Consider the following 21,532-nt stretch of genomic DNA (forward strand, 5'->3'; position numbering starts at 1 on the left):
GCAGCCGTCGGAGGAATCACGCATGCCGTTTCACCATATTTTATTGCCGCTTGACGGCTCCTCCGTCGCCGAAGAGGCGATCGCTCATGCGGTGTCGGTTGCGCGCGGCTGTGGCGCTGACCTCCATTTATTGCATGTACAAAAACCGCCATCGCACCTCGAAGAGCACGGTATCGACCCGGTGGAGTGGCGATTGCGCCGCGCCGAGATTACCAGCTACCTGAAACGTCTGGGGGAAGGGATTTCCGCTGGCGGCGTCGAAGTTGAAATCACATTGCGCGAAGGGCGGCCGGCGGAACAGATCGTCGAGTATTGCGATGAAGCGGAAATAGACCTGATCGTATTGACTAGTTACGGCCGGGGAGGCGTCAGTCGCTTTCATTTCGGCAGCACGGCGCAGAAAGTTTTCAGCGGTTCCGGGCGCTCTTTCATGATCGTGCGTCCCGGTGCGGTGAATAATGACAAAGACAAACACTACCAGCGCATTCTCGTGTCGGTAGACGGATCACATCGCGCCGAGTGGGTGGCCTGCCAGGTCGCCGCGATGGTGCGCGGGCAGGAGGCCGAACTGATTTTACTGGAAACCATTGCCGTGCCGGATATGCCGCGGCGTATGCCAATCACCCGGGAGGAGCACGCGACCCGGGAAAAATTCGTCGAGAGCAACCGTCGCGCCGCGCAGACTTACCTGGAGGAAATGGCGAGGCAGCTGGAAAACGGTATCAAGGTACGTTCGCGACTCGAGGTGACCCGCAATCAGGCCGAGTGTATCTGCACGACTGCCACTGAAGAGAACGTTGACCTGATTGCCATCAGTGCGCACGACTGGCAGAGCGGAGTGCAGCGGGTGACCGGAAACCTGTGCCAGACCGTCATGTGCCACAGTCCGCTTCCGGTCCTGGTGCTGCAGGAGAGATCAGAGGCGGAGAATCAACGGGAATCTGGCGAAAACCACGCCGCGTCTCTGCCGATGTATGCACAACAGCAAGCCGGTGAGCGATGAGCTTGCGCCGTAAGAAGCCGGCGTCGAGAGCCGGCAAACGGGATTTTTTTACCCTGTTGAAATCATCGCGCCGCGGGCGTGCAGGCAACACACTCCCGAACGATGCGGGACCAGAGGAGCGCAATGAGGAGCGCCAGCGCAAAGCGCAAATCGATGCCCTCGCCAAGCGGCACCGCCATGTGCTTCCCGCTGCCGGCAGCTATGCATTTGTATTCTATCTGAATCGGCTCGAGCGGGATCTGCAGGCCATCTACCGGCGCCTCGCCAAGCGGGTGGAATCGGGCGAAAAGGGCACCCGCGGCGAAGAATGGCTGTTGGACAACCGCCACCTGATCCAGGAAGCCCTGGAGCTGGTGCGGGAATCGCTGCCAACCAGTTACCTCAGGCAATTGCCGGCCGTGCGCGCAGAGGATGGCGGCCGCGAAATGCGGGTGCGGCGCCTGGCCGTTGCTCTGGTTGCCGATCTGGCACAACCCCTCGACATGTTGTCCATCACCGAGCTGGTGGCGGAATACCAGAGCGAAACAATCCTTACCACCGGTGAACTCTGGGCACTGCCGGCGCTGTTGCGCCTGAACCTGCTGGAACACCTGGCGGATTTTGCCGAGGAAATACTGCAGGCGGAACAATCCGAGCCCACTGAGCCCGAAGCGGAAGCCGGCGGTGTCGGCGTTGCCAGTGCGGTGATCAGCCTGCGTGAACTGCGCACCCACGATTGGCGCGCGTTCGTTGAAACCCTGAGCCGGGTGGACGCGGTTTTGCGCCGCGATCCCGCCGGCGCCTATACCGACATGGATTTCGAAACCCGCGATAGCTATCGCGGCGTGGTCGAGGCGGTGGCGCGCAGTAGCGGTGAGGCCGAATACAAGGTGGCACAGCGGGCGCTGGAGCTGTGTGAAGCAGAGAAAGTCGGCGAGCGTCGCAACCATATCGGCTACTTCCTGGTAGACGCGGGCCGCCGCCAGCTGGAAGAAGCACTCAATTGTCGGCCGTCGCTGCGGCGGCGTGTCCTGCGCAAGGTGTCGGAGCGGGCCGGCCTGGTGTATTTCACCGGGCTGACCGTCTTTTCTGCGCCGCTGCTGATCGCTCTGGCGGTCTTTCTAGTCCTCGAGGGGTTGCCTCTCTGGTGGGTATTGCCGCTGCTCATCATTGCCGCGGTGCCGGTACTGGGGATGGCATTGGCGCTTGTGAACGGTCTGATCACCCACGCCCTGCCGCCGCAAAAACTGCCAAAACTCGACTTCGAAAAAGGTGTGCCGGCGAGCTACCGCAGCATCGTGGTAATGCCCGTGCTGATTGCCGACGAGGAAGACCTGCAGCGCATCGTCGAGCATCTCGAGATCAACTTCCTTAATAACGAGGACGAAAACCTGGTGTTTGCGCTGCTCGGCGACCTGCCCGATGCGGATCGCGAGGAGACCGACCAGGACCGGGATTTGCTGGCCGCGGCTGAGACGGCAGTAGATGCGCTCAATGCGCGCTACGGCGATGAGAACCGGGCGCCATTCCTGATGCTGTTCCGTCGGCGACGCTGGAATCCGGCAGAATCGTGCTGGATGGGTTGGGAGCGCAAGCGCGGCAAGCTGGTGGAATTCAACGGTCTGTTGCGCGGCCGCGGCGATGGCAGTTTTGACACCTGTTTCGGCGATCGCGAAGTGCTGCAGGGCATTCACTATGTTGTCACGCTGGACGCGGATACCCAGATGCCGCCGGGTACCGCCCGGCGCCTGATTGGCACCCTGGCGCACCCGCTCAATACCGCGGTCGTGGACACTCAAAGCCGGCGGGTGGTGGCCGGCTTCGGTTTCCTGCAGCCGCGCCTGGAAACCGACCCCGGCAGTTCCGCCGATACGGTGTTTACCGAGGCCTTCTCCGGCGATCGGAGCGTGGATCTCTATACCCATGCGGTGTCCGATGCCTACCAGGACCTGTTTGGCGAGGCGATTTTTGCCGGCAAGGGGATCTATGATCCACGCGTATTTTCGCAGACTCTCGCCGGCCATCTGCCGGAAAATACGGTACTCAGCCACGATCTGCTCGAAGGCGCCATCGGCGGCGCCGGCCTAGTTTCCGATGCGGTGTTCTACGAGCAGTATCCGCCCAATATCTTTGCGCTGCTGCGGCGTGCGCATCGCTGGATACGCGGAGACTGGCAACTGCTGCCATGGCTGCGCCGGCGGGTGCGGATCGACGACGGCAGCCGCGTGCAAAACCCGTTGCCAGCGATCCACCGCTGGAAAATTCTCGACAACCTGCGCCGCAGTCTGGAAGCGCCGTGCCTGCTGGCGCTGTTCCTGCTGGCGTGGTTTGGCTGGCTACCGGGCAACGCCATTGCCTGGACACTGGTATTGCTGGCGGTGGCGGCGACTCCGGTTTGGGTGGAACTGCTGTCATTGCTGTGGCGCCTGCTGACGAAACCGCTGCGTGCCAACCGTTACCTGCGTTCGACCCCCGGCCAGTTGCGCCAGCAACTGCTGCATTGGGCGCTGTCACTATCGTTGTTACCAAGTCAGGCTATCAACGCTGCCGATGCTATCGTGCGCACGCTGTACCGCCTGTGTATTTCCCGTCGCCACCTGCTTGAGTGGACCTCGGCCGCGCATGTAAACCGCGCTGTCGGTGACGGCCAAAACGGCGTGTGGCGGCAGTTGTGGATTTCGCCGGCGCTGGCCGCGTTGGTCACCATGGGATTGCTGGTGGCCAACCCGTTCGGGTTGCTCGGCGCCGCACCGCTGCTGTTGGCCTGGTTCCTGGTTCCGCAGCTGATTGCGCGCATCGACCGGCCGCAGCGCATTGCGCCACCGTCACTGGGGGAAAAGGAGCGCGGCGAGCTGCGCCTGTTGAGCCGGCGGACGTGGTTTTTCTTCGAACGTTTTATGGGGCCGGAGGACCACTGGCTGCCGCCGGACAACTATCAGGAAGAGCCCCTCGCGGTGCTGGCGCGGCGCACTTCACCCACCAATATCGGTCTGGGCCTGTTGAGTATCCTCAGCGCCTACGATTTCGGTTATCTCGACCTGCCACTATTGCTGGCGCGGCTCAACAATACCTTCGATCGCATGGGCGGGCTGGAGCGCTACCGCGGCCATTTTCTCAACTGGTACGAGACCCAGGAGCTGCGGCCACTGGCGCCGCGCTACGTCTCCACGGTCGACAGCGGCAACCTGGCAGCCAGCCTGCTGACGCTGGCGGAGGGGCTGGAGGCGTTGCCGGCGCAACCCCTTAGTGGCCGGCCGCTGGTGATGGGCATCGCCGATACGCTCGGCGTGATCGAGGAGACGCTGTCGCCTCAGGGCAGCGACACTGTACCCGCGGCGGTGAAGGAGGCAGTTGGCGCGCTGCACCTGCTGCGTGAGCGACTGTTACACGGAGCCGAAGACACCCACTGGTGGCAGACCATCGACGTCGTGTACGAGCGCGAGGTACCCGCGCTGCAGGAGCAGTTGCTGGCGGTGATCGAAGATGACGAACAGAACTTCAGTGCCGAGGCTCTGTCGCGCTTGCGCCAGTGGCTGGATGAACTGCACAAGCAGGCGGTCGCGGCGCGCCGCTACCAGGAGCGGCTGGAACCGTGGCAGCGATTGATCGCGGCGCCACCGGGCGCTTACCGTACGGCGCAGGGCGAGCCGGTGCACGCCACCTTCCGCAACCTGCTGGAGAAGCTGCAGGCACCGGTTACCCTGGCGAGTATGCGCGATACCTGCACGGCGGCAGGGCGCCTGCTGGACGAACTCGAGAGCGGTCTGGGCGGGGTGGATACGCAACTGCGCCACGAGGCCAGTGGCTGGACCGAGCAGATGCGCTCAGCGCTGAGAAGCGCGGCGGACAACGCGGCCAGTTTCAGCGAAGAATTAGGTGAGCTGGCGGCCCGCGCGCGGCACTGGGTCGAGGAAATGGACTTCGCCTTCCTCTACGATTCCGAGCGCCACCTGTTCCATATCGGCTACAACGTCACCGATGCGAGTCTCGACCCCAACTATTACGACCTGCTGGCCTCCGAGTCCCGCCTGACCGGATTTCTGGCCATTGCCAAAGGGGATATTCCCGCGCGCCACTGGCGTCACCTGGAGCGCCCGTTCCGGCGTTTGCATCACCGGGTGGTGTTGATGTCGTGGAGCGCCACGCTGTTCGAATACCTGATGCCGCGGCTGCTGATGGAGACACCGGAGCACAGTCTGCTGGCGCGCGCCTGCCGCAACGCCATCGCCGAGCACCGCGATTTCACCGGTCAGTTTGACCTGCCGTGGGGCATTGCCGAATCCGGTTACTACGAACTCGACAGCCACATGCATTACCAGTACCGGGCGTTCGGTGTGCCGGGTATCGGCTTCCGCCGCGACCTGGGAGAGCGCATCGTGGTTGCGCCCTACGCGTCAATGATGGCACTGCCATTCGACGCCGATGCGGTCGTCGACAATCTGCGCGCGCTGCGCCGACACGGTGGCTGCGGTCAGTTTGGCTGTTACGAGGCGATCGATTTCGGCCGCACCGCCAAGCCGGCACCACGCCGGGCGCGTGCCGTGCGTTCCTATATGAGCCATCACCAGGGCATGATCCTGCTGTCGCTGAACAATTTCCTCCACGACGACATCATGTTGCGGCGCTTCCACCGCGATGTGCGCATCGCCGGCCTGACGCCGTTGTTGCACGAGCGTATTCCCGCCGCACCGCCGGCGCCGCGGCCGTGGCAGCGCCCCGGTGTACTGCGCAGCTTCCATCCGGAAGTGGCGCTGGAGAGCTGGTGGGTGCCACTCGCGCGCCCGTACGCGCAGTACAACCTGCTGTCCAATGGACACTATGCGGTGGTGCAGGCGGCCGATGGCGGCGGTGGCAGTTATTGGTACAACATCGCGCTGACACGCTGGCGCCCGGACCCGACCCGACACCAGTGGGGGCAGTGGTGCTACGTGCGCGACCAGGATACCGGTGAACTCTTTTCCATGGCCCTGGCGCCGGGTGGTGGCGATGCGGACAACTGCGCGGTGAGTTTCTCTCCCCACCGGGTCGAGTTCCAGCGTCGCGAGGCGGAGCTGTTCTGCCGGTTGCAGATAGCGCTCAGCTCCCAGCACGATATCGAGGCGCGGCGCCTGTTGATCAAGAATGAAAGCAGTCGCCCGCGGCGGCTGCTGCTGGCCAACTACGCCGAAGTCGTGCTGGCGCCGGAGAAAGATGACCAGCGCCACCCGGCGTTTGCCAAGCTATTTGTCGAGAGCCAGTACCTGCCGGACGATCGCGCCATGCTATACCGGCGGCGCCCGCGCAGCAGTGCGGAAAAACCGATCTATCTCGTGCACGGCGTGCTGGTGCCGGGCGGGACCAAACACAAGCTGGCGTGGGAAAGCGATCGCATGCGCTTTCTCGGCCGCGGTGGTTCCGCGGCCAGCCCGCGGGCGCTGGAGAACGGTCTTGCGGGGTTCACCGGCACCACCGGGCCGGTACTCGACCCGGTAATTGCGTCCGGACAGGAAGTGCTGGTGCCGGCGCAGGCCGAGATCGAGGTGATTTACCTGACCGGCGTGAGCAAGTCGCGGCGCGAACTGCTGTCGATCCTGCGCAACTATCGCGCGCCGGCCAAAGTCCGCTGGCTGTTCGACCTGGCGCGTATGCAGTCGGAGCAGGAACTCCGCCATCTGCGCATCGGCGCCGCGGAAATGCACTGGATGATGGACTTGTTATCGGCGGTCCTGGCTCCGGCCGGTGGCCTGCGCGCACCGTCGCGGGTGCTCGCTCACAGCCGACATATCCAGCCGAGTCTGTGGAGTCGCGGGATTTCCGGCGACAACCCGATCCTGCTGTTGCAGATTCGCAACGAACAGGATATCGGCTTCGCCGAACCGATCATCCAGGCGCACACCTACTGGTGCGGTCGTGGTGTCGCGGTCGACCTGGTCATCATTGACGAGGAGTCCGCCGGCTACGCCCAGCAAACCCGCGACCGCCTGCAGCAGACGATTGCGGATATCCGCGGGCGCACCCTGCGCAAATTGGCCGGCTCTGTCGTGGTGGTGCCGGGCAAGGAGATGCAGTGTGCCGAGCGCATCCGCTTGATGGCAGCGGCGCGCGCGGTGCTGGATTCCGCCGCCGGCTCGGTGGCGGCACAGCTCGATGCCGCTGCCACCCGCGAGTTGCAACAGCCATTGCCGCCGTTTGTACCGGTGCACGCCGGCGACTTTACCCCCGAGCCTACCCCGGAGCTGGAGCGGCCCGACGACCTGCTGTTCGACAATGGGATCGGCGGCTTCAGTGCCGACGGCCGCGAATATATCCTGCACCTGAAGCCCGGTCAGCGACCGCCGGCGCCCTGGGTGAACGTTATTGCCAATCCGCAGGCCGGTTGCCTGGTGTCCGAAGCCGGCTCCTGTTGTACCTGGGCCGGCAACAGCGGCGAACACCGCCTGACTGCGTGGAACAACGACCCGGTGCGCGATCCCAGTGGCGAGGTGCTCTACCTGCGCGATGAGGAAACCGCGGAGGTGTGGTCGCCGACGCCGGCACCGCGGCCGGGGGAGGGCGATTACCAGGTGCATCACGGTGCCGGCTACAGCGAGTACCGCCACCACAGCCATGGTCTCAAGCAGGCCTGGCGGATCTACGTGGACCGCGAGGCTCCGGTCAAGATTGGTCGCCTGACCCTGACCAATTGCTGGGAGCGGCCACGCCGGATGACCGCGACCTATTACGTGGAATGGGTGCTCGGCCTCACCCGCGGCGACAGCTGGCCATATCAGGTGTGCGAATTCGACTCGGACAGCAACGCGCTGCTGGCCCGCAATGCCTTCGTGCCGGACCCGGAGCCCGGCGTGGCCTTCCTGACGGCCAGCCTGCCACCCCACGGGTTGACCACCGATCGCTTTGAATTCCTCGGCAGGGCCGGCAGCCTGGAGACGCCCGCGGCGCTGTTCCGTATCGGACTGTCGGGCAAAGTGCAGTGCGGTGGCGATCCCTGCGCCGCCTACCAGGTTCACATTGATCTGCAGCCCGGGGAGACCGCGCACATCTACTTCGTGATGGGCGAGGGCCAGAGCAGGGCGGAAGCACTGGAATTGGCGAACACCTTCCGCGACCCGGTGCGCGCCGAGTCTGCCCGCGAAGGTTTCGAACAATTCTGGGAGGACTATCTGGGGCGGATTCAGGTACGAGTGCCGGATCAGGCCACGGAATTGCTGGTCAACCGCTGGCTTCCGTACCAGACGCTGGCCTGTCGCCTGTGGGGGCGCAGCGGCTTTTACCAGTCGAGTGGTGCCTTCGGTTTCCGGGATCAGCTGCAGGATGTGCAGGCCTTGCTGTGGACCCATCCGGACTGGACCCGAAGCCATATCCTGCGCGCCGCGTCGCGCCAGTTCCAGGATGGCGATGTGCTGCACTGGTGGCACGAAGAGCCGCTGCGCGGTGTGCGCACCCGCTGTTCCGACGACCTGTTATGGCTGCCGTTTGTCACCGCGCAGTATATCCGCACCACTGGCGATTACGGCATTCTCAACGAAACCATAGCTTACCTGCGCGGGGCGCCACTGGAGAAAGACGAACACGAGCGCTATGCCGAATTCGATCCCAGCGATGAATCCGGTTCCCTGTACGAGCACTGCTGTCGGGCGATCGAGCGGGCCAGTGCGGTCGGCCCGCACGGGTTACCGGTGATCGGTAACGGCGACTGGAATGACGGCTTCAACCGCATCAGCACGACCGGGCGCGGCGAGAGTGTGTGGATGGGCTGGTTCCTGTTGCGGGTGTGCCGCGATATGGCGCCGCTGTGCGAATACATCGGTGATGAAGCCCTGGCCGAGCACTACCGCGCGCTGGGTGAAACCTTTCGCCAGCAGGTGGAGGACAGCGGCTGGGACGGCGAATGGTATCGGCGCGCCTATTACGACGACGGCACGCCGGTGGGCTCCAAACAGAGCGATGAATGCCAGATCGACTTGATCGCGCAGACCTGGTCGGTACTGTCCCAGGCGGAGCCCACCGAACGCGCGCGCCAGGCGATGAATTCCGCCTATGAGCACCTGGTGCAGGAAAAGGCCCGGCAGATATTACTGCTCAAGCCGGCTTTCGATCGCACGAAAAAGGATCCCGGCTATATCAAGGGTTATCCCCCGGGAATTCGGGAGAACGGTGGCCAGTATACCCACGCCGCCACCTGGGCGGTGTGGGCCGCGGCCGGTTTGGGGCACTGTGAAAAGGCGCACCATCTGTTCAGTCTGCTCAACCCGATTACCCACATGCTCGACAGCGATGGCCTGGAGCGCTACCGCACCGAACCCTATGTGCTCGCTGGCGACGTTTACGGTGTGCCGCCGCATGTGGGGCGCGGCGGCTGGACCTGGTATTCCGGCGCCTCCGGCTGGCTTTACCGCGGTGCGCTGGAAGCGCTGCTGGGCGTGCGCATTTGCGACGGAGACAGCCTGGAGATCTCGCCGTGTTTGCCGGCAGCGTGGCAAGAATTCCAGTTGTCACTGGCATTTGGCAACAGTCGCTTCGAAATAGAGGTGCACAATTGCGGTGGTGGTCCGGACAAGGTGGCCGAACTTTTGCTGGACGGGGAAAAAATTTCCGGCCCCCGGATTCCGCTGAGCGATGACGGCCAGACACACCGGGTAAAACTCGTGTTTGAAACAGCGACCAGCTGATTCTGTTTGGCGTCGTTCCCTCGGGGGCCGGTGCTGGGCGAAGCTATAATCCCCGGGTAATTATTGCCGGTGCACCCGGCATACTTTTATCGCATATCGGGAGAGAATGATGAAACTGCCATCGAGAAGACCCAACGACCTGTGGCACCGCGTTCAGGAAGATTTCGATCAACTGTCTCAGGCGATGGGAGAGCGCTGGCCATCCCTGTTTCACGAAGAGGGCGAAATGGCCAGCCGCGAATGGGCACCGTCGGTGGATGTGATCGAAGAGGACAACCAGTTCCTGATAAAAGCAGACATCCCCGGGGTCGACCCGAAAAATATCGAAGTCAGCCTGGACAACGGCCGCCTGGTCATCCGCGGTGAGCGCAAGTGGGAAAAAGAGGAAAAAAAGGAAGGCTACATGCGCAGCGAGTGTTCCCACGGCATGTTCTACCGCCGCTTCACGCTGCCGGAAACGGCGGATCCGGACAAGATTGCTGCAAAAGGCAAGGACGGCGTGCTGACGGTTACCATCGGCAAGCGCGAGGTGTCCAAGCCCAAGCGGATCGACATCCAGTAGCGGACTTTTCCTGAACATTGAACACGATAAGGGCCTCGCTGGCCCTTATTTTTATCTGCTGATAACCGGGGGCCGGTTGCCGGTACCGGTCAGCCTGATTGGAACACCGGGTGGTCATTTCTGACAGTGTCCGGAATAGCCGATCAATAGGAAGGTTCGTCCGCTTCACCTTTGTGCCCGCCATTGACTTCACTCTAGGGGCGAACGCGCAATACCGGGCTGTGGCGCCGCTGCCCCGTTATCGGAGGAGGGTGCGTGTATTCGGCTAGGGCGTTCGACATTGTCAGGGATTTCCTCTCAAGTCGGTGGTCCGCTTTCTAAAATCAGCCTCAATAACCGACATTTGCCGTAGTGCCGGCCAACCACAACAATCTATTGGTGCGTAAAACAGCGCCAGGGTGGACACGGAAACAATGCAAGATTTTGTGCTGCAGGCGGACGATCTGGATCAATTGATTCAGGTGCTGAAATTGCGGGGATATCAGGTGCTCGGCCCGGTACTCGAGCAAGACGCCATCATCTACGCTGAGGTCGACTGTGCGGCGGACCTGCCACGTGGCTGGACTGACGATCAGGAGAAGGGCTGCTATCGACTCCGGCGCCGGAATGACACGGCCTATTTTGGCTATGCAGTTGGTCCACATTCCTGGAAACAGTTTCTGCAGCGGCCGCGGCGCAGGGTGTGGCGTGCGCAGAAAGCGACCCAGCCGATGCAGATCACTGCCGCGGTGGAGGCCCCGCCGGCAATGGCATTTCTCGGCGTGCGCAGCTGTGAGCTGCATGCGATCGCAACCCAGGATCGCGTGTTTATCGACGATCAATACCGCAATGAGGACTACTCCGCGCGGCGTGCCGAACTGTTCACCGTCGCCGTCAATTGCACTGCGCCTTCGGCCAGCTGCTTTTGTGTCTCGATGGACACGGGGCCTAAAGTGTCCCTGCCCAGTGACCTCGCTATGACAGAAGTGATCGACGGGAACGAGCATTTTTTTGTCATCCGCAGCGGCTCCTACGAGGGACGCAAGGTGCTCAAGCAGCTGCCGCTGAAGCCTGCGACGCGGCATCACCTGGAGCTGGCCGAGCGGGCGGTTGAGGGCGCGAAACAGCAGATGGAGCAGGGGCCGCGGAATTTTGATAGTTCCGACCTCAAGGCGCTGCTGTACCGCAACTATGAGAGCCCGGTCTGGGAGGCAGTGGCCGACCGCTGCCTGTCCTGCGCCAACTGCACCATGGCCTGTCCCACCTGTTTCTGCTCGACCGTGGAAGATACCACCGACCTGAGCGGTGATTACGCGGAGCGCTGGGAGCGCTGGGACTCCTGCTTCACCGCCGAATTCACCTATATCAGTGGTGGCTCGGTACGCCCGGATACCCGCTCCCGCTACCGTCAGTGGATGACCCACAAGCTGGCCACCTGGCACGACCAGTTCGGCACTTCCGGTTGCGTGGGCTGCGGGCGCTGTATTACCTGGTGCCCGGTGGGTATCGACATCACCGAGGAAGTGCAGCGTATCCGGGATACGGAGGATGCATGAAACCGATAGCCGAACAGCTCTGCGAGCATCCCTTCTTCCGTGATATGGCCACGGCGGATCTCGGCCTGATCGGTGGCTGCGGTGACAATGCCATCTATGCCGCGGGCGATTATCTGGCGCGGGAAAACGAGGCGGCAGATCACTTCTTTGTGATCCGCAGCGGGCGTATTGCGGTAGAAACCTTCCTGCCCGACCGCGGCCCCCTGTGTCTGCAGACACTGCACGACGGCGATATCTTTGGCTGGTCGTGGCTGTTCCCGCCCTACCTGTGGACCTTCGATGCACGCGCACTGGATGAGGTGCACGCAATCCGCTTGAACGGAAAATGCCTGCGGGAAAAATGCGAGGCGGACCCGCGGCTGGGGTTTCAACTGATGAAACGCTTTGCCCGTATCGCCACCGAGCGGCTGCAGGCAACACGGATACAACTGCTGGATGTCTACGGCCAGAGTCCGCCAGTACAAGGCGATGTGCCGTGATACCGCAGCTGTATCGCGTAGAGCGGCGGCAGGAAGAATTTCCGGGCACCTTTACCCTGCAGCTGGCGGCAGACCGGGGCAGCGCATCCGCATTCCGGCCCGGGCAGTTCAATATGCTGTACGCCTTCGGTGCCGGTGAGGTTGCGATCTCGATGAGCGGCTCGCCGTTGACTGAGCCACTGGTGCATACCATTCGCACTCATGGTCTGGTGACCCGGGCGCTACAGCAACTGCGGGTGGGTGACAGCGTCGGCGTACGCGGTCCATTCGGTTGCGGTTGGCCGCTCGACAGGATCGCGGGCAGGGAGCTGCTGATCGTCGCCGGCGGTCTCGGCCTGGCGCCGCTGCGCCCGGTCATCTACAGCCTGCTCGAGAGCGATGCACAATCGGCGTCGGTGCGACTGTTTTATGGCGCCCGACGCCCACAGGAGCTGCTTTATGGCGCGGAACTGCAAAACTGGTCCAAATCGATGGAGCTGGTGACCGCGGTGGACCACGCCGGCGGCGATTGGAGCGGCCGCGTCGGTGTGATTACCGATCCGCTGGCTGCGGCCGAGTTTACACCGGACAGGACTATCGCCTTTCTGTGCGGTCCGGAAATCATGATGCGTTTCTGTATCCAGACGCTGCTGGCGAAAGGGCTGTCGCCGGCAGACATCTACCTGTCGATGGAGCGCAATATGAAGTGCGCCACCGGCCTCTGTGGTCACTGCCAGTGGGGTCCAAATTTTGTGTGCAAAGACGGGCCCGTATTCCGCTACCAGGATGTGCAGCCATGGTTCCAGATCCGCGCGCTGTAAACCGCGATTCCGCGCGCCCGCAAAAACGGGCCAAACTGGCGGTGTGGAAGTTTGCCTCCTGTGATGGCTGTCAGCTGAGTCTGCTCGATTGCGAGGACGAATTGCTGCAACTGGCAGAGACCGTTGATATCGCCTATTTCATGGAGGCTTCCAGCCGCCAGGAAGCCGGGCCCTATGACCTGTCGCTGGTAGAGGGCTCCATCACCACCGCCGAGGATGCCCGGCGCATCCGCGAGGTGCGCGCCCAGTCGCGGGTGCTGGTCACCATCGGTGCCTGCGCCACGGCCGGCGGCATTCAGGCGTTGCGCAACTTTGCCGATGTCGAGGCATTTACCGCGGCGGTCTACGCGCACCCGGATTATATCGCCACCCTGGCGACGTCCACCCCGATCAGTGCCCATGTCGATGTGGATTTTGAGCTGCGTGGCTGCCCGGTAAACAAGCGGCAGCTGTTGGAGGTCATCAGTGCCTTCCTGTACCGCCGGCCCGCGCAGATACCCCCGCATTCGGTGTGCATCGAATGCAAATTGCGCGGCAATGTATGCGTCTGGGTTGCCAGTGGCACCCCCTGCCTTGGGCCGGTCACCCACGCTGGCTGCGGCGCCCTGTGCCCGAGCTATAACCGCGGTTGTTATGGTTGTTACGGCCCCAAAGAGAATCCCAACACGGCCTCCCTGTGCCACTGGTGGCGGGGCGAGCTGGGCGCGGATACGGCCACGGTGGTCGAGAAACTGCGTAATTTCAATGCCGCTGCCCCTGAATTTGAGCGGGAGAGCCGGCGCCAGGAGCGAGACGGTGACGAAGGGGAGTAAGAGCAAGACCATCAAGGTGGATTACCTGGCGCGCGTCGAGGGGGAGGGCGCCCTGTATATTCGCTATGACGACAGTGGCGTGCGCGAAGTGCAGCTCAAGATCTTCGAGCCCCCGCGTTTTTTCGAGGCTTTCCTGCGCGGACGCGATTATCTGGAAGCGCCGGATATCACCGCCCGAATCTGTGGCATCTGCCCGGTGGCCTACCAGATGAGCGCGCTGCATGCGATGGAGGATGCACTGGGGCTGGCGCCGAACCCGGCATTGCATGCGCTGCGCCGGCTGGTGTACTGCGGCGAGTGGATCGAAAGCCATACATTACATGTGTTTCTACTACACGCGCCGGATTTCCTCGGCTATCCGAGCGCGGTCGCCATGGCCGCGGATCACCGCCAGATAGTGCAGATGGGGCTGCAGATCAAGCGGGCGGGCAATGCCCTGGTGCGCCTGCTGGGCGGCCGCGAAGTCCACCCGATCAATGTGCGGGTAGGGGGCTTTTACCGCATCCCGCGTGTCGCCGAGCTGCACGCGCTGCGCGATGAACTGCTCCGGGCCCGCGATCTGGCGATGGATGCCGTGAACTGGGCGGCGTCGCTGCCTTTCCCGCACTTTGAACGCCCCGCCGGGGCGCCATATGAATTCGTTGCCCTGACGCATCCACACGAGTACCCGATGAACACGGGCCGTATCGCTTCGAGCCTCGGCCTCGATATCGCGGTGCAGGATTACGAACAGCATTTCCGCGAGACACATGTCGGCTATACCAACGCGCTGCACAGCGAACACATCGGTTACGGTCCCTACATGGTCGGCCCGATGGCGCGCTACAACCTGAACTACGACCGGCTCTCGCCGCTGGTGCGGGAAGTTGCCAGCGATGCCGGCTTCGCGCCTTTCTGTGCCAACCCGTTTCAGAGCATCGTGGTGCGCAGCCTGGAAGTCCTGTACGCCTTTGACGAGGCCTTGCGCATTATCGACCAGTACCAACAGCCGGAGACTCCTTACCTGGAAGCTGAACCGCGCGCGGGTTGTGGCTGTGCCGCCACCGAGGCGCCCCGCGGGTTGCTCTATCACCGCTACGGTCTCGATCAGAACGGCAAGATCACCGACGCCAACATAGTGCCACCGACGTCACAGAACCAAAAAACCATTGAGGCGGATTTGCGCCTGATGTTGCCCGGCTTCCTGCATCTGCCCGAGGAGCGCCTGCGGCGACAGTGCGAACAGGCAGTACGCAATTACGATCCATGCATCTCCTGCTCGACACATTTTCTGCAACTGCACCTGCAGCGTGAAAGCGATGCCTGACAGCAGGCTGCTGATCGCGAGCCTCGGCCACCGTTTTCGCAGTGATGACGGGGTGGGTCCCCATATACTGCAGTTACTGTGGCGGCGCATCGGCGCGCGCGCCGACTGGTATGAAAATACTGGCGACATAACCGGGCTCTTGGAAGTCTGGCAGAACCGCACCGTCGTCCTGATCGATGCGCTGCACGCGCCGGGCCGGGCAACCGGATCCGTGTGCCGATTGGATGGCCTGCAGAATCAGCCGTCACTGGCTGCCGTTTCCACCCACGGTATCGACCTCCCGCAGGCGCTGGAGCTTGGCGCCTTATTAAACGCGCTGCCGCGTTCGCTGGCTATCTATGGTATCTGTGGGGAAAACTTCTCGCCCGGCCTGAGCCTCAGCGCGGCCGTGCAGACTGCGGCGCAACAGATAGTTGCTGAAATAGCTGCCAGAGTGATATCTGGCTGCCAGGCCGATGTCTAGCTGCCAGCGGTGTCTAAGCTGCCAGAGCGATGCCTTAATAGTGCTCGCAGGTCGATGATCAGGGCGGCGGCGCAGGCCTGGTCCGCCCCTGATTTGATATCTGTATTTGCGGCGATTCTCGCGCCAGTGGCAACCGGTATAACCGGAGTGCGCCCGCCGCGTTGTCTGCCTTGCGCAGTCTCCACCGACCGCCAACCCGGAATCAATGCTGCCTGCCGTTAACCGCTGGCAATTCCATGCAAGCCTCTCGCGGAGATACTACCCTGTTAGATAGAGGCAGGGAACGACATAGATCGGGAATGCTGATTGCACAACAGCCCCGTTACTGAAATAAAATCGTAATCCGCAACCGGTAATCGAAATAACTAGTTTCCCTATAGTGAATCCAATAAATACGAACTTGGCAAATCGGATATGAGCAAGTCTGCAAAAAATGGAAGCTACTATCTCAAGGGCTTTTTAATACTGCTGGTTTTGATGGTCCTCGGTGCCTGGTATGGATACGAAAAACTGCCACGCTTTTCCAGCGTACCCGAAGCCCCGGTGGTGGGAGTCCCCGCGGGGGCATTGGACCACAAGCCGATACCGGCCTATTCCGGGCCGCATCCGCGATTGCTGAAACGTCCGCAGGAAACATTTCCGTTTCCCATCAAAATCGGGGAATCCGGACCGGTTGACCCGCTGTTTGCCGGCCCCAACAGCTACCCCTTCTACTGCGGTAACAACTCGATCACCGGAGAGCAACCGCTAGTGGATAATCAGCGGCGCGAGGGGGTGCCGGTGTTTGCCCTGGACAAAGATGGAAACAAGACCGGGGAGATCATCGGCTACAGCCGGGACTGCAGTCACACGACTGATGTGGGATATTACTATCAGAGTACGCGCGATGGAAAATTTCACCCGCTCAGTGAAGCGGCTGGAGACATTGCACAAATTACTGTACGTCAACACAAGGTTGACTTCGTGGTGCGCCTGGAAACGGGCACCATAAATCGCTTTTTCTATGCGATTGCCGCTCTGCGCGGGGAGGGGGGGTCCGCCGCGCGGCCCAGTGGCAAAAACTGGAATCAGCGGCTGATTTACCAGTTGCGCGGAGGGGTGGGTATCGGGCGCCGGCAGGGCAATATTGGCACGTCCGATATCCTTGAGCGTCGTGCCGACCAGATCGCCCGTGGCTACGCCGTTATCTACTCCACGGCCAATCGGACCAGTAATCATTACGATATCTGGCTGTCGGAGGATACCGCACGCCGGCTCAAGAAGCAGTTTGCGGCACTCTACGGCAAACCCCGCTACACGGTCGGTCTTGGCGGTTCGGGGGGCGCGATTCAGCAATACCTGTTTGCGCAGAATGCCCCGGGGCTGATTGATGCCGCCATCCCCCTGTATTCATTCCCGGATATGGTCACGCAGACAATCTATGTATTCGATTGTGAACCATTGGAGTACTTCTTCGACGTGCTGGATTCCGACAATCCGCGCTGGAGAAACGCCGCCGAACGCAGTCTTGTGGAGGGGCTCTCCGCCAGTAATACCGTCGAAGGTCGCTTCAGCAGCATGAAAACTGCCGCAGCGTTATTTGATAACCGTTACCGCAACAAGGTCAAAGGGACAACAGAATGTGCCCAGAGCTGGCGCGGCCTGGTGCCCCGGGTCAACAATCCCAATTTTGTGGATTTCTCCAAAAACTATAGCGAAGATGTGGCGTCGAGAACACACTGGTCGCACTGGGAGGATCTGCGTCGATTCTATGGTGCCGGAAGCTCCGGCTACGCCAATTCCACCTGGGACAACGTCGGTGTTCAGTACGGCCTGCGGGCGTTGACGAACGGTAATATTTCCGTCAACACCTTCCTTAAACTGAATGCGACAATTGGCGGGTGGAAGAGCCCGCAAAAGCAGGTTGACGAGAAATTCTGGTTTCTCAATGGTGGCGTTCTACCGCTGGAGTTCTCCATCTGGAGCGACCAGAACATGAACCTGGGCAGTCTTGATAGCCCGGCTAAACGCAGCAAGGGCAACATCGAGGCAATAGAGGGCATATTCCGCTCCGGCCATGTATTTCTCGGGGATGCAGAAATCCCCATCATCGATCTGCGGCACTATCTGGACGATGATCTGAATATGCACCACAGCTCGGCCTCTTTTTCCGCACGTGAACGTATTCGGCGCAGCCGCGGGCACGCGGACAATCAGCTGATCTGGGTGAGCGATAAACGCTATTCGCCGATTAATGAGGCCCTCACTACCGTAGACCACTGGATGCAGAATATTATCGAACACCCGGATGCGGGCGTCGTTGCCAATCGTCCAGCGGAAGCGGTTGACAAGTGTTTTGACCAGTTGGGCGGTGTCATCGCTTCGGGAGGCCATGTGTGGGACGGCAGTTGGAATGGGCAGCCGAACGGGGCGTGCATGAAGGAATACCCGATTCACAGTACTTCCCGGCAGGTGGCTGGAGCCCCGATCACCGGTGATGTCTATAAATGTGCGCTGCAGCCGGTTCAGGCCGCCATTGAACACGGGCTATACGCGCCCTATACCGAAGAAATCGTTTCACATATCGCCGATCTCAAGAGAATTTTTCCCGCTGGGGTGTGCGATTACAGCAAGCCGGGAATTGGGCAGCCGCAGGGCCGATTGGCGCTCGATGACAAGCCGATAAAGATTGCCGGGCAACGTGTTGCGCCGGACTACCCGAGAGTAAAGCGCTCAGCAATGTGAGCAGCGAGCGAATAGCTGGCAGACTGCATCTGCCGGCCCTGCGCTTTGTCTAGTGTCATTACGGTATTGCTGCTGGAGGGGGCTTCTCGGATGTTGCCATTGGCTGCGTTTGGCTACTGTTCAGATACTTGATCAGCCTTTCCGGATGATCGGTTTGTATTCCGTCAACTTTCCATTTCAGCATCTTCTGCCACTCTGCCACAGACCCTTCATGCTCATCGACAAAAACCATGACATTGTTGTCGTGTGCTATTTGTATAAATTCCGGTGTCAGGGCGCCCATATCTGTGGCGACAACCGCAACATTCTGGTGCTGCAGGAGTGTTTTTAGGTTCTCTGCATTCCCTGGATCCGGCATTGGGAAGGAATTACCGAATGGCTGGGCGCCGATCTGCGTATAGAAATCTAACGGGATATACCAGATTACATCCTTTTCCATGCCGTACCGTTTGATGATTTTCATCAGTTCCGCGACGGCGGGTACTTTCAGGTCGAGATAGATTCCTGCCTTACCCTTACAGAGTGCCAGTATTTGCTCGAACGTGGGCACCTTTGTATTTACCCATTCAGGGCCGATTCGTCGGCCAATATCCAGGGACATCAACTCTGACAGTGTCATGTCACTCACCAGGCCGTCCCGGCCTTCGGTGTAGGCTTTTATCGTTGGATTATGGATACTGACGAAGTGGCCATCTTTGGTGGCGCGCACATCGATTTCGATAAAGTCACTGCCCAGTGCAATCGCTCTGGTGTACGCCGGAATGGAGTTTTCCGGGACACCATTGTGCGCACCTCTGTGCGCAATTACGTAAACTGCGTGACCACTCCTGTGAAAGCCGCGCTCAGGTTGTACCTCCAGGGCGTGAGCGGTCAGGGAAAGTAGGACAAAGACAAGACACAGCAGGGATGGGAACCTGGCGGTCCCAGTCGTTGAGTTCCTAATCTTTAGGGTCTTGGTCACTGGGGCACCTCCCGCGCTTTGTTTGCGGATTTGGCCATCTTTGATGCGCATGTTTTCAGGCGCGCGAATTACCGGCAAAGGTCCCACTAGAGGATAGCATCACAGGTATGGGCGCTGGTTATTGGCTAGTCAATCTGGCGTTTCCAGTGTGGTATCTGGGTGCCGGAGAAGGGGGAATATGCAGGGGGAGGTGGGGCCACCCGGACTTCAGGTGGCCCTTGATACGATGGTTTACGGGTCAATGGTCTGACGGGTTCAGCTCACAGGTAGGGCCGCTTCCGTGGCGACCAGCCCAGATCTACCTTCGACCTCTCCCCAGACGATCTCCTTATGCGGGAGCTGCTCAAGCGGCAGCGACTGGTAGAAGTCTTGTAGCGTGATCAGGCTGTCTCCATTGGCCTGCCATTTCTGCAACAGAGCCTCCATAACTGGCAGCAGTTGCATGCCTTCCAGCTCGGCGTGCAGGGTGTACACATGGCCATAAGCCGAAGGCTTCTGGCTCGCCGCAAAAACCCGATCGGCCACGTTGGATTCGTCGATGCCGTCCCGACCAATGAGTTCATCCAGAGTTGGTAGCGTTGTGGGAATTTGCAGGCAGCGACTGGCCTCACCTTCGATTTCAGGATAAAAAGGTGTATGACCGCGAATATCACTGGCGTAAGCAAAGCCCATTTGCTCCTCGAGCGAAATGACATGCTTGTTGAGCTGCCAGCCCGCCGCTCCCAGTGTAGTGGGATTTACGCCAACCGCCTCCACAAAGGCGTCGTATGCGCGCTGTAGTTCCCGCGCCGTCCACGCGCGATCCTTTCTGGCAACAAAATCCTGCCAGCGCACATGGTCATAGCAGTGTATTCCCACTTCATGTCCGGCTGCACGAGTTTGTCGCAGAATAGTGCCCGCCTTGCGACCGATATGTGGCCCCGGCAACAATACGCCGTACATCAGGGTTTTGTAGCCGTAGTGGCTGGCCACCGATGTCCGTTTGACCTTCTTTAAAAAACCGGGCCGAAACACCCTTCGCAGTGCCCGGCCGGTGTGGTCGGGGCCGAGGCTGAACAGGAAGGTGGCCGGGACCTGGTAGCGGTTAAACAACTCAAGCAGGGCAGGCACGCCTTCCAGCGTGCCTCTATAGGTATCAACATCAACCTTCAGTGCAATGTTCATTGACTACTCTACTTCCAGTAACTCTCTGGCATCGGCGATTTCACTTCGATATTCATTGAATATGTTTCTCAGAGAATCGCTGGTAGTGACTTGCGGAGACCACTGGAGCTCCCGCTCCGTGTTGCCAATATGGGGAACCCGGGTCTGGATATCCTGGTAGCCCTTTCCGTAGTAGTCTTCAGAGGTGACATCAACCAGCTTTACGCGCTCTGCGCCGGGTCGGTATTCGGGGAATTCCTTGGCGATATCAAGCATCAATTCAGCCAGTTCCCGAATAGACAGGTCGTTGCGCGGATTGCCAAGATTGTAAATCTTGCCGCTGGCAATACCCTCCTTATTCTCGATGATCTTGATTAATGCGGAAATTCCATCATTAATGTCGGTGAAGCTCCTGCGCTGACTGCCGCCATCTACCAGCTTGATTTCCTCGCCGCGTGCGATATGACCGAGAAACTGCGTCATGACCCGTGAACTTCCTTCTTTCGGGGTATGCAGGTTATCGAGGCCGCGTCCGATCCAGTTGAATGGGCGGAACAGTGTGTAATCGAGACCCTGCTGCTGCCCATAGGCGGAAATCACACGATCCATCAGCTGTTTGGCACAGGAATAGATCCAGCGTGGCTTGCTTATTGGGCCCAGCACCAAATTGGATTCATAGGGATCAAATTCATCATCGTCACACATGCCGTAGACTTCCGAAGTCGACGGGAAGACCACTCGTTTTTTATATTTTACGCAGGCACGGATAATGGGTAGGTTGGACTCGAAATCCAGCTCAAAGACACCGAGTGGATTTTTGACATAGCTCACCGGTGTGGCAATGGCGATCAGCGGCAGCACGACATCACACTTCTTGATGTGATACTCGATCCATTCGTGATTGATGGTGATATCGCCTTCGAAGAAGTTAAAGCGGGGATTGTCGATAATTTTTCCCAGTCGGCTGGACTGCATGTCCATGCCCCAGATATTCCAGTCAGTCGTTTCCAGTATTCGTTCTGATAGGTGATGTCCGATAAAGCCGTTAACACCGAGGATAAGTATGTTCATTTTTCCCTTTCCCATTTTTAAAAGCTGGAGTCTGAGTAGTTATTGC

General features: G+C 60.5%; 13 protein-coding genes. 10 read left to right on the top strand and 3 right to left on the bottom strand.

Annotated features, from left to right (window positions below; translation table 11 throughout):
• The first annotated feature begins 22 nt into the window (after window positions 1-22).
• From ABDK11_RS09770 to ABDK11_RS09815, 10 genes are all read left to right on the top strand, one after another.
• Complete coding sequence (locus ABDK11_RS09770) at window positions 23-1,003, top strand: universal stress protein (protein WP_346840102.1); 981 nt, start codon at window positions 23-25, stop codon at window positions 1,001-1,003.
• Complete coding sequence (locus ABDK11_RS09775; RefSeq protein WP_346840103.1) at window positions 1,000-9,630, top strand: glucoamylase family protein; 8,631 nt, start codon at window positions 1,000-1,002, stop codon at window positions 9,628-9,630. The genes ABDK11_RS09770 and ABDK11_RS09775 overlap by 4 nt, the downstream gene beginning before the upstream one ends.
• A gap of 109 nt (window positions 9,631-9,739) precedes the next feature.
• A complete protein-coding gene (locus tag ABDK11_RS09780) occupies window positions 9,740-10,192 on the top strand; it encodes an Hsp20/alpha crystallin family protein (RefSeq protein ID WP_346840104.1) in 453 nt (150 codons plus the stop codon).
• A 413-nt stretch (window positions 10,193-10,605) separates the two neighbouring features.
• The gene (locus tag ABDK11_RS09785) at window positions 10,606-11,727 is read left to right on the top strand and encodes a 4Fe-4S dicluster domain-containing protein (protein WP_346840105.1); all 1,122 of its coding nucleotides are present in this window, start codon (window positions 10,606-10,608) and stop codon (window positions 11,725-11,727) included.
• Window positions 11,724-12,206: a cyclic nucleotide-binding domain-containing protein gene (locus ABDK11_RS09790; RefSeq protein ID WP_346840106.1), complete on the top strand. Its 483-nt coding sequence runs from the start codon at window positions 11,724-11,726 to the stop codon at window positions 12,204-12,206. Before ABDK11_RS09785 ends, ABDK11_RS09790 begins: the two co-directional genes overlap by 4 nt.
• Window positions 12,203-13,006: an FAD/NAD(P)-binding protein gene (locus tag ABDK11_RS09795; RefSeq protein ID WP_346840107.1), complete on the top strand. Its 804-nt coding sequence runs from the start codon at window positions 12,203-12,205 to the stop codon at window positions 13,004-13,006. Before ABDK11_RS09790 ends, ABDK11_RS09795 begins: the two co-directional genes overlap by 4 nt.
• Entirely contained in the window at window positions 12,982-13,818 is an 837-nt protein-coding gene (locus tag ABDK11_RS09800) for an oxidoreductase (protein ID WP_346840108.1), read from the top strand. The genes ABDK11_RS09795 and ABDK11_RS09800 overlap by 25 nt, the downstream gene beginning before the upstream one ends.
• Complete coding sequence (locus ABDK11_RS09805; RefSeq protein ID WP_346840109.1) at window positions 13,802-15,124, top strand: Ni/Fe hydrogenase subunit alpha; 1,323 nt, start codon at window positions 13,802-13,804, stop codon at window positions 15,122-15,124. The genes ABDK11_RS09800 and ABDK11_RS09805 overlap by 17 nt, the downstream gene beginning before the upstream one ends.
• Entirely contained in the window at window positions 15,117-15,587 is a 471-nt protein-coding gene (locus ABDK11_RS09810; protein ID WP_346840110.1) for a hydrogenase maturation protease, read from the top strand. Before ABDK11_RS09805 ends, ABDK11_RS09810 begins: the two co-directional genes overlap by 8 nt.
• Before the next feature lie 414 nt (window positions 15,588-16,001).
• Window positions 16,002-18,311 carry a DUF6351 family protein gene (locus tag ABDK11_RS09815; protein ID WP_346840111.1) on the top strand — a complete coding sequence of 770 codons (2,310 nt, stop codon included), beginning with the start codon at window positions 16,002-16,004 and terminating at the stop codon, window positions 18,309-18,311.
• A gap of 58 nt (window positions 18,312-18,369) precedes the next feature.
• On the opposite strand, the gene ABDK11_RS09820 is transcribed toward ABDK11_RS09815, so the two are convergent.
• From ABDK11_RS09820 to ABDK11_RS09830, 3 genes are all read right to left on the bottom strand, one after another.
• Complete coding sequence (locus tag ABDK11_RS09820) at window positions 18,370-19,272, bottom strand: glycerophosphodiester phosphodiesterase family protein (protein ID WP_346840112.1); 903 nt, start codon at window positions 19,270-19,272, stop codon at window positions 18,370-18,372.
• 255 nt (window positions 19,273-19,527) lie between these two features.
• On the bottom strand, window positions 19,528-20,436 hold the full coding sequence (locus tag ABDK11_RS09825; protein ID WP_346840113.1) for a polysaccharide deacetylase family protein: 909 nt from the start codon (window positions 20,434-20,436) through the stop codon (window positions 19,528-19,530).
• A gap of 3 nt (window positions 20,437-20,439) precedes the next feature.
• Window positions 20,440-21,486, bottom strand: a complete 1,047-nt coding sequence (locus ABDK11_RS09830) for a bifunctional UDP-4-keto-pentose/UDP-xylose synthase (RefSeq protein ID WP_346840114.1) — start codon at window positions 21,484-21,486, stop codon at window positions 20,440-20,442.
• Between the last annotated feature and the right edge of the window lie 46 nt (window positions 21,487-21,532).

Origin of the sequence: Microbulbifer sp. SAOS-129_SWC, assembly GCF_039696035.1 — a bacterium.
Lineage (GTDB): Bacteria > Pseudomonadota > Gammaproteobacteria > Pseudomonadales > Cellvibrionaceae > Microbulbifer.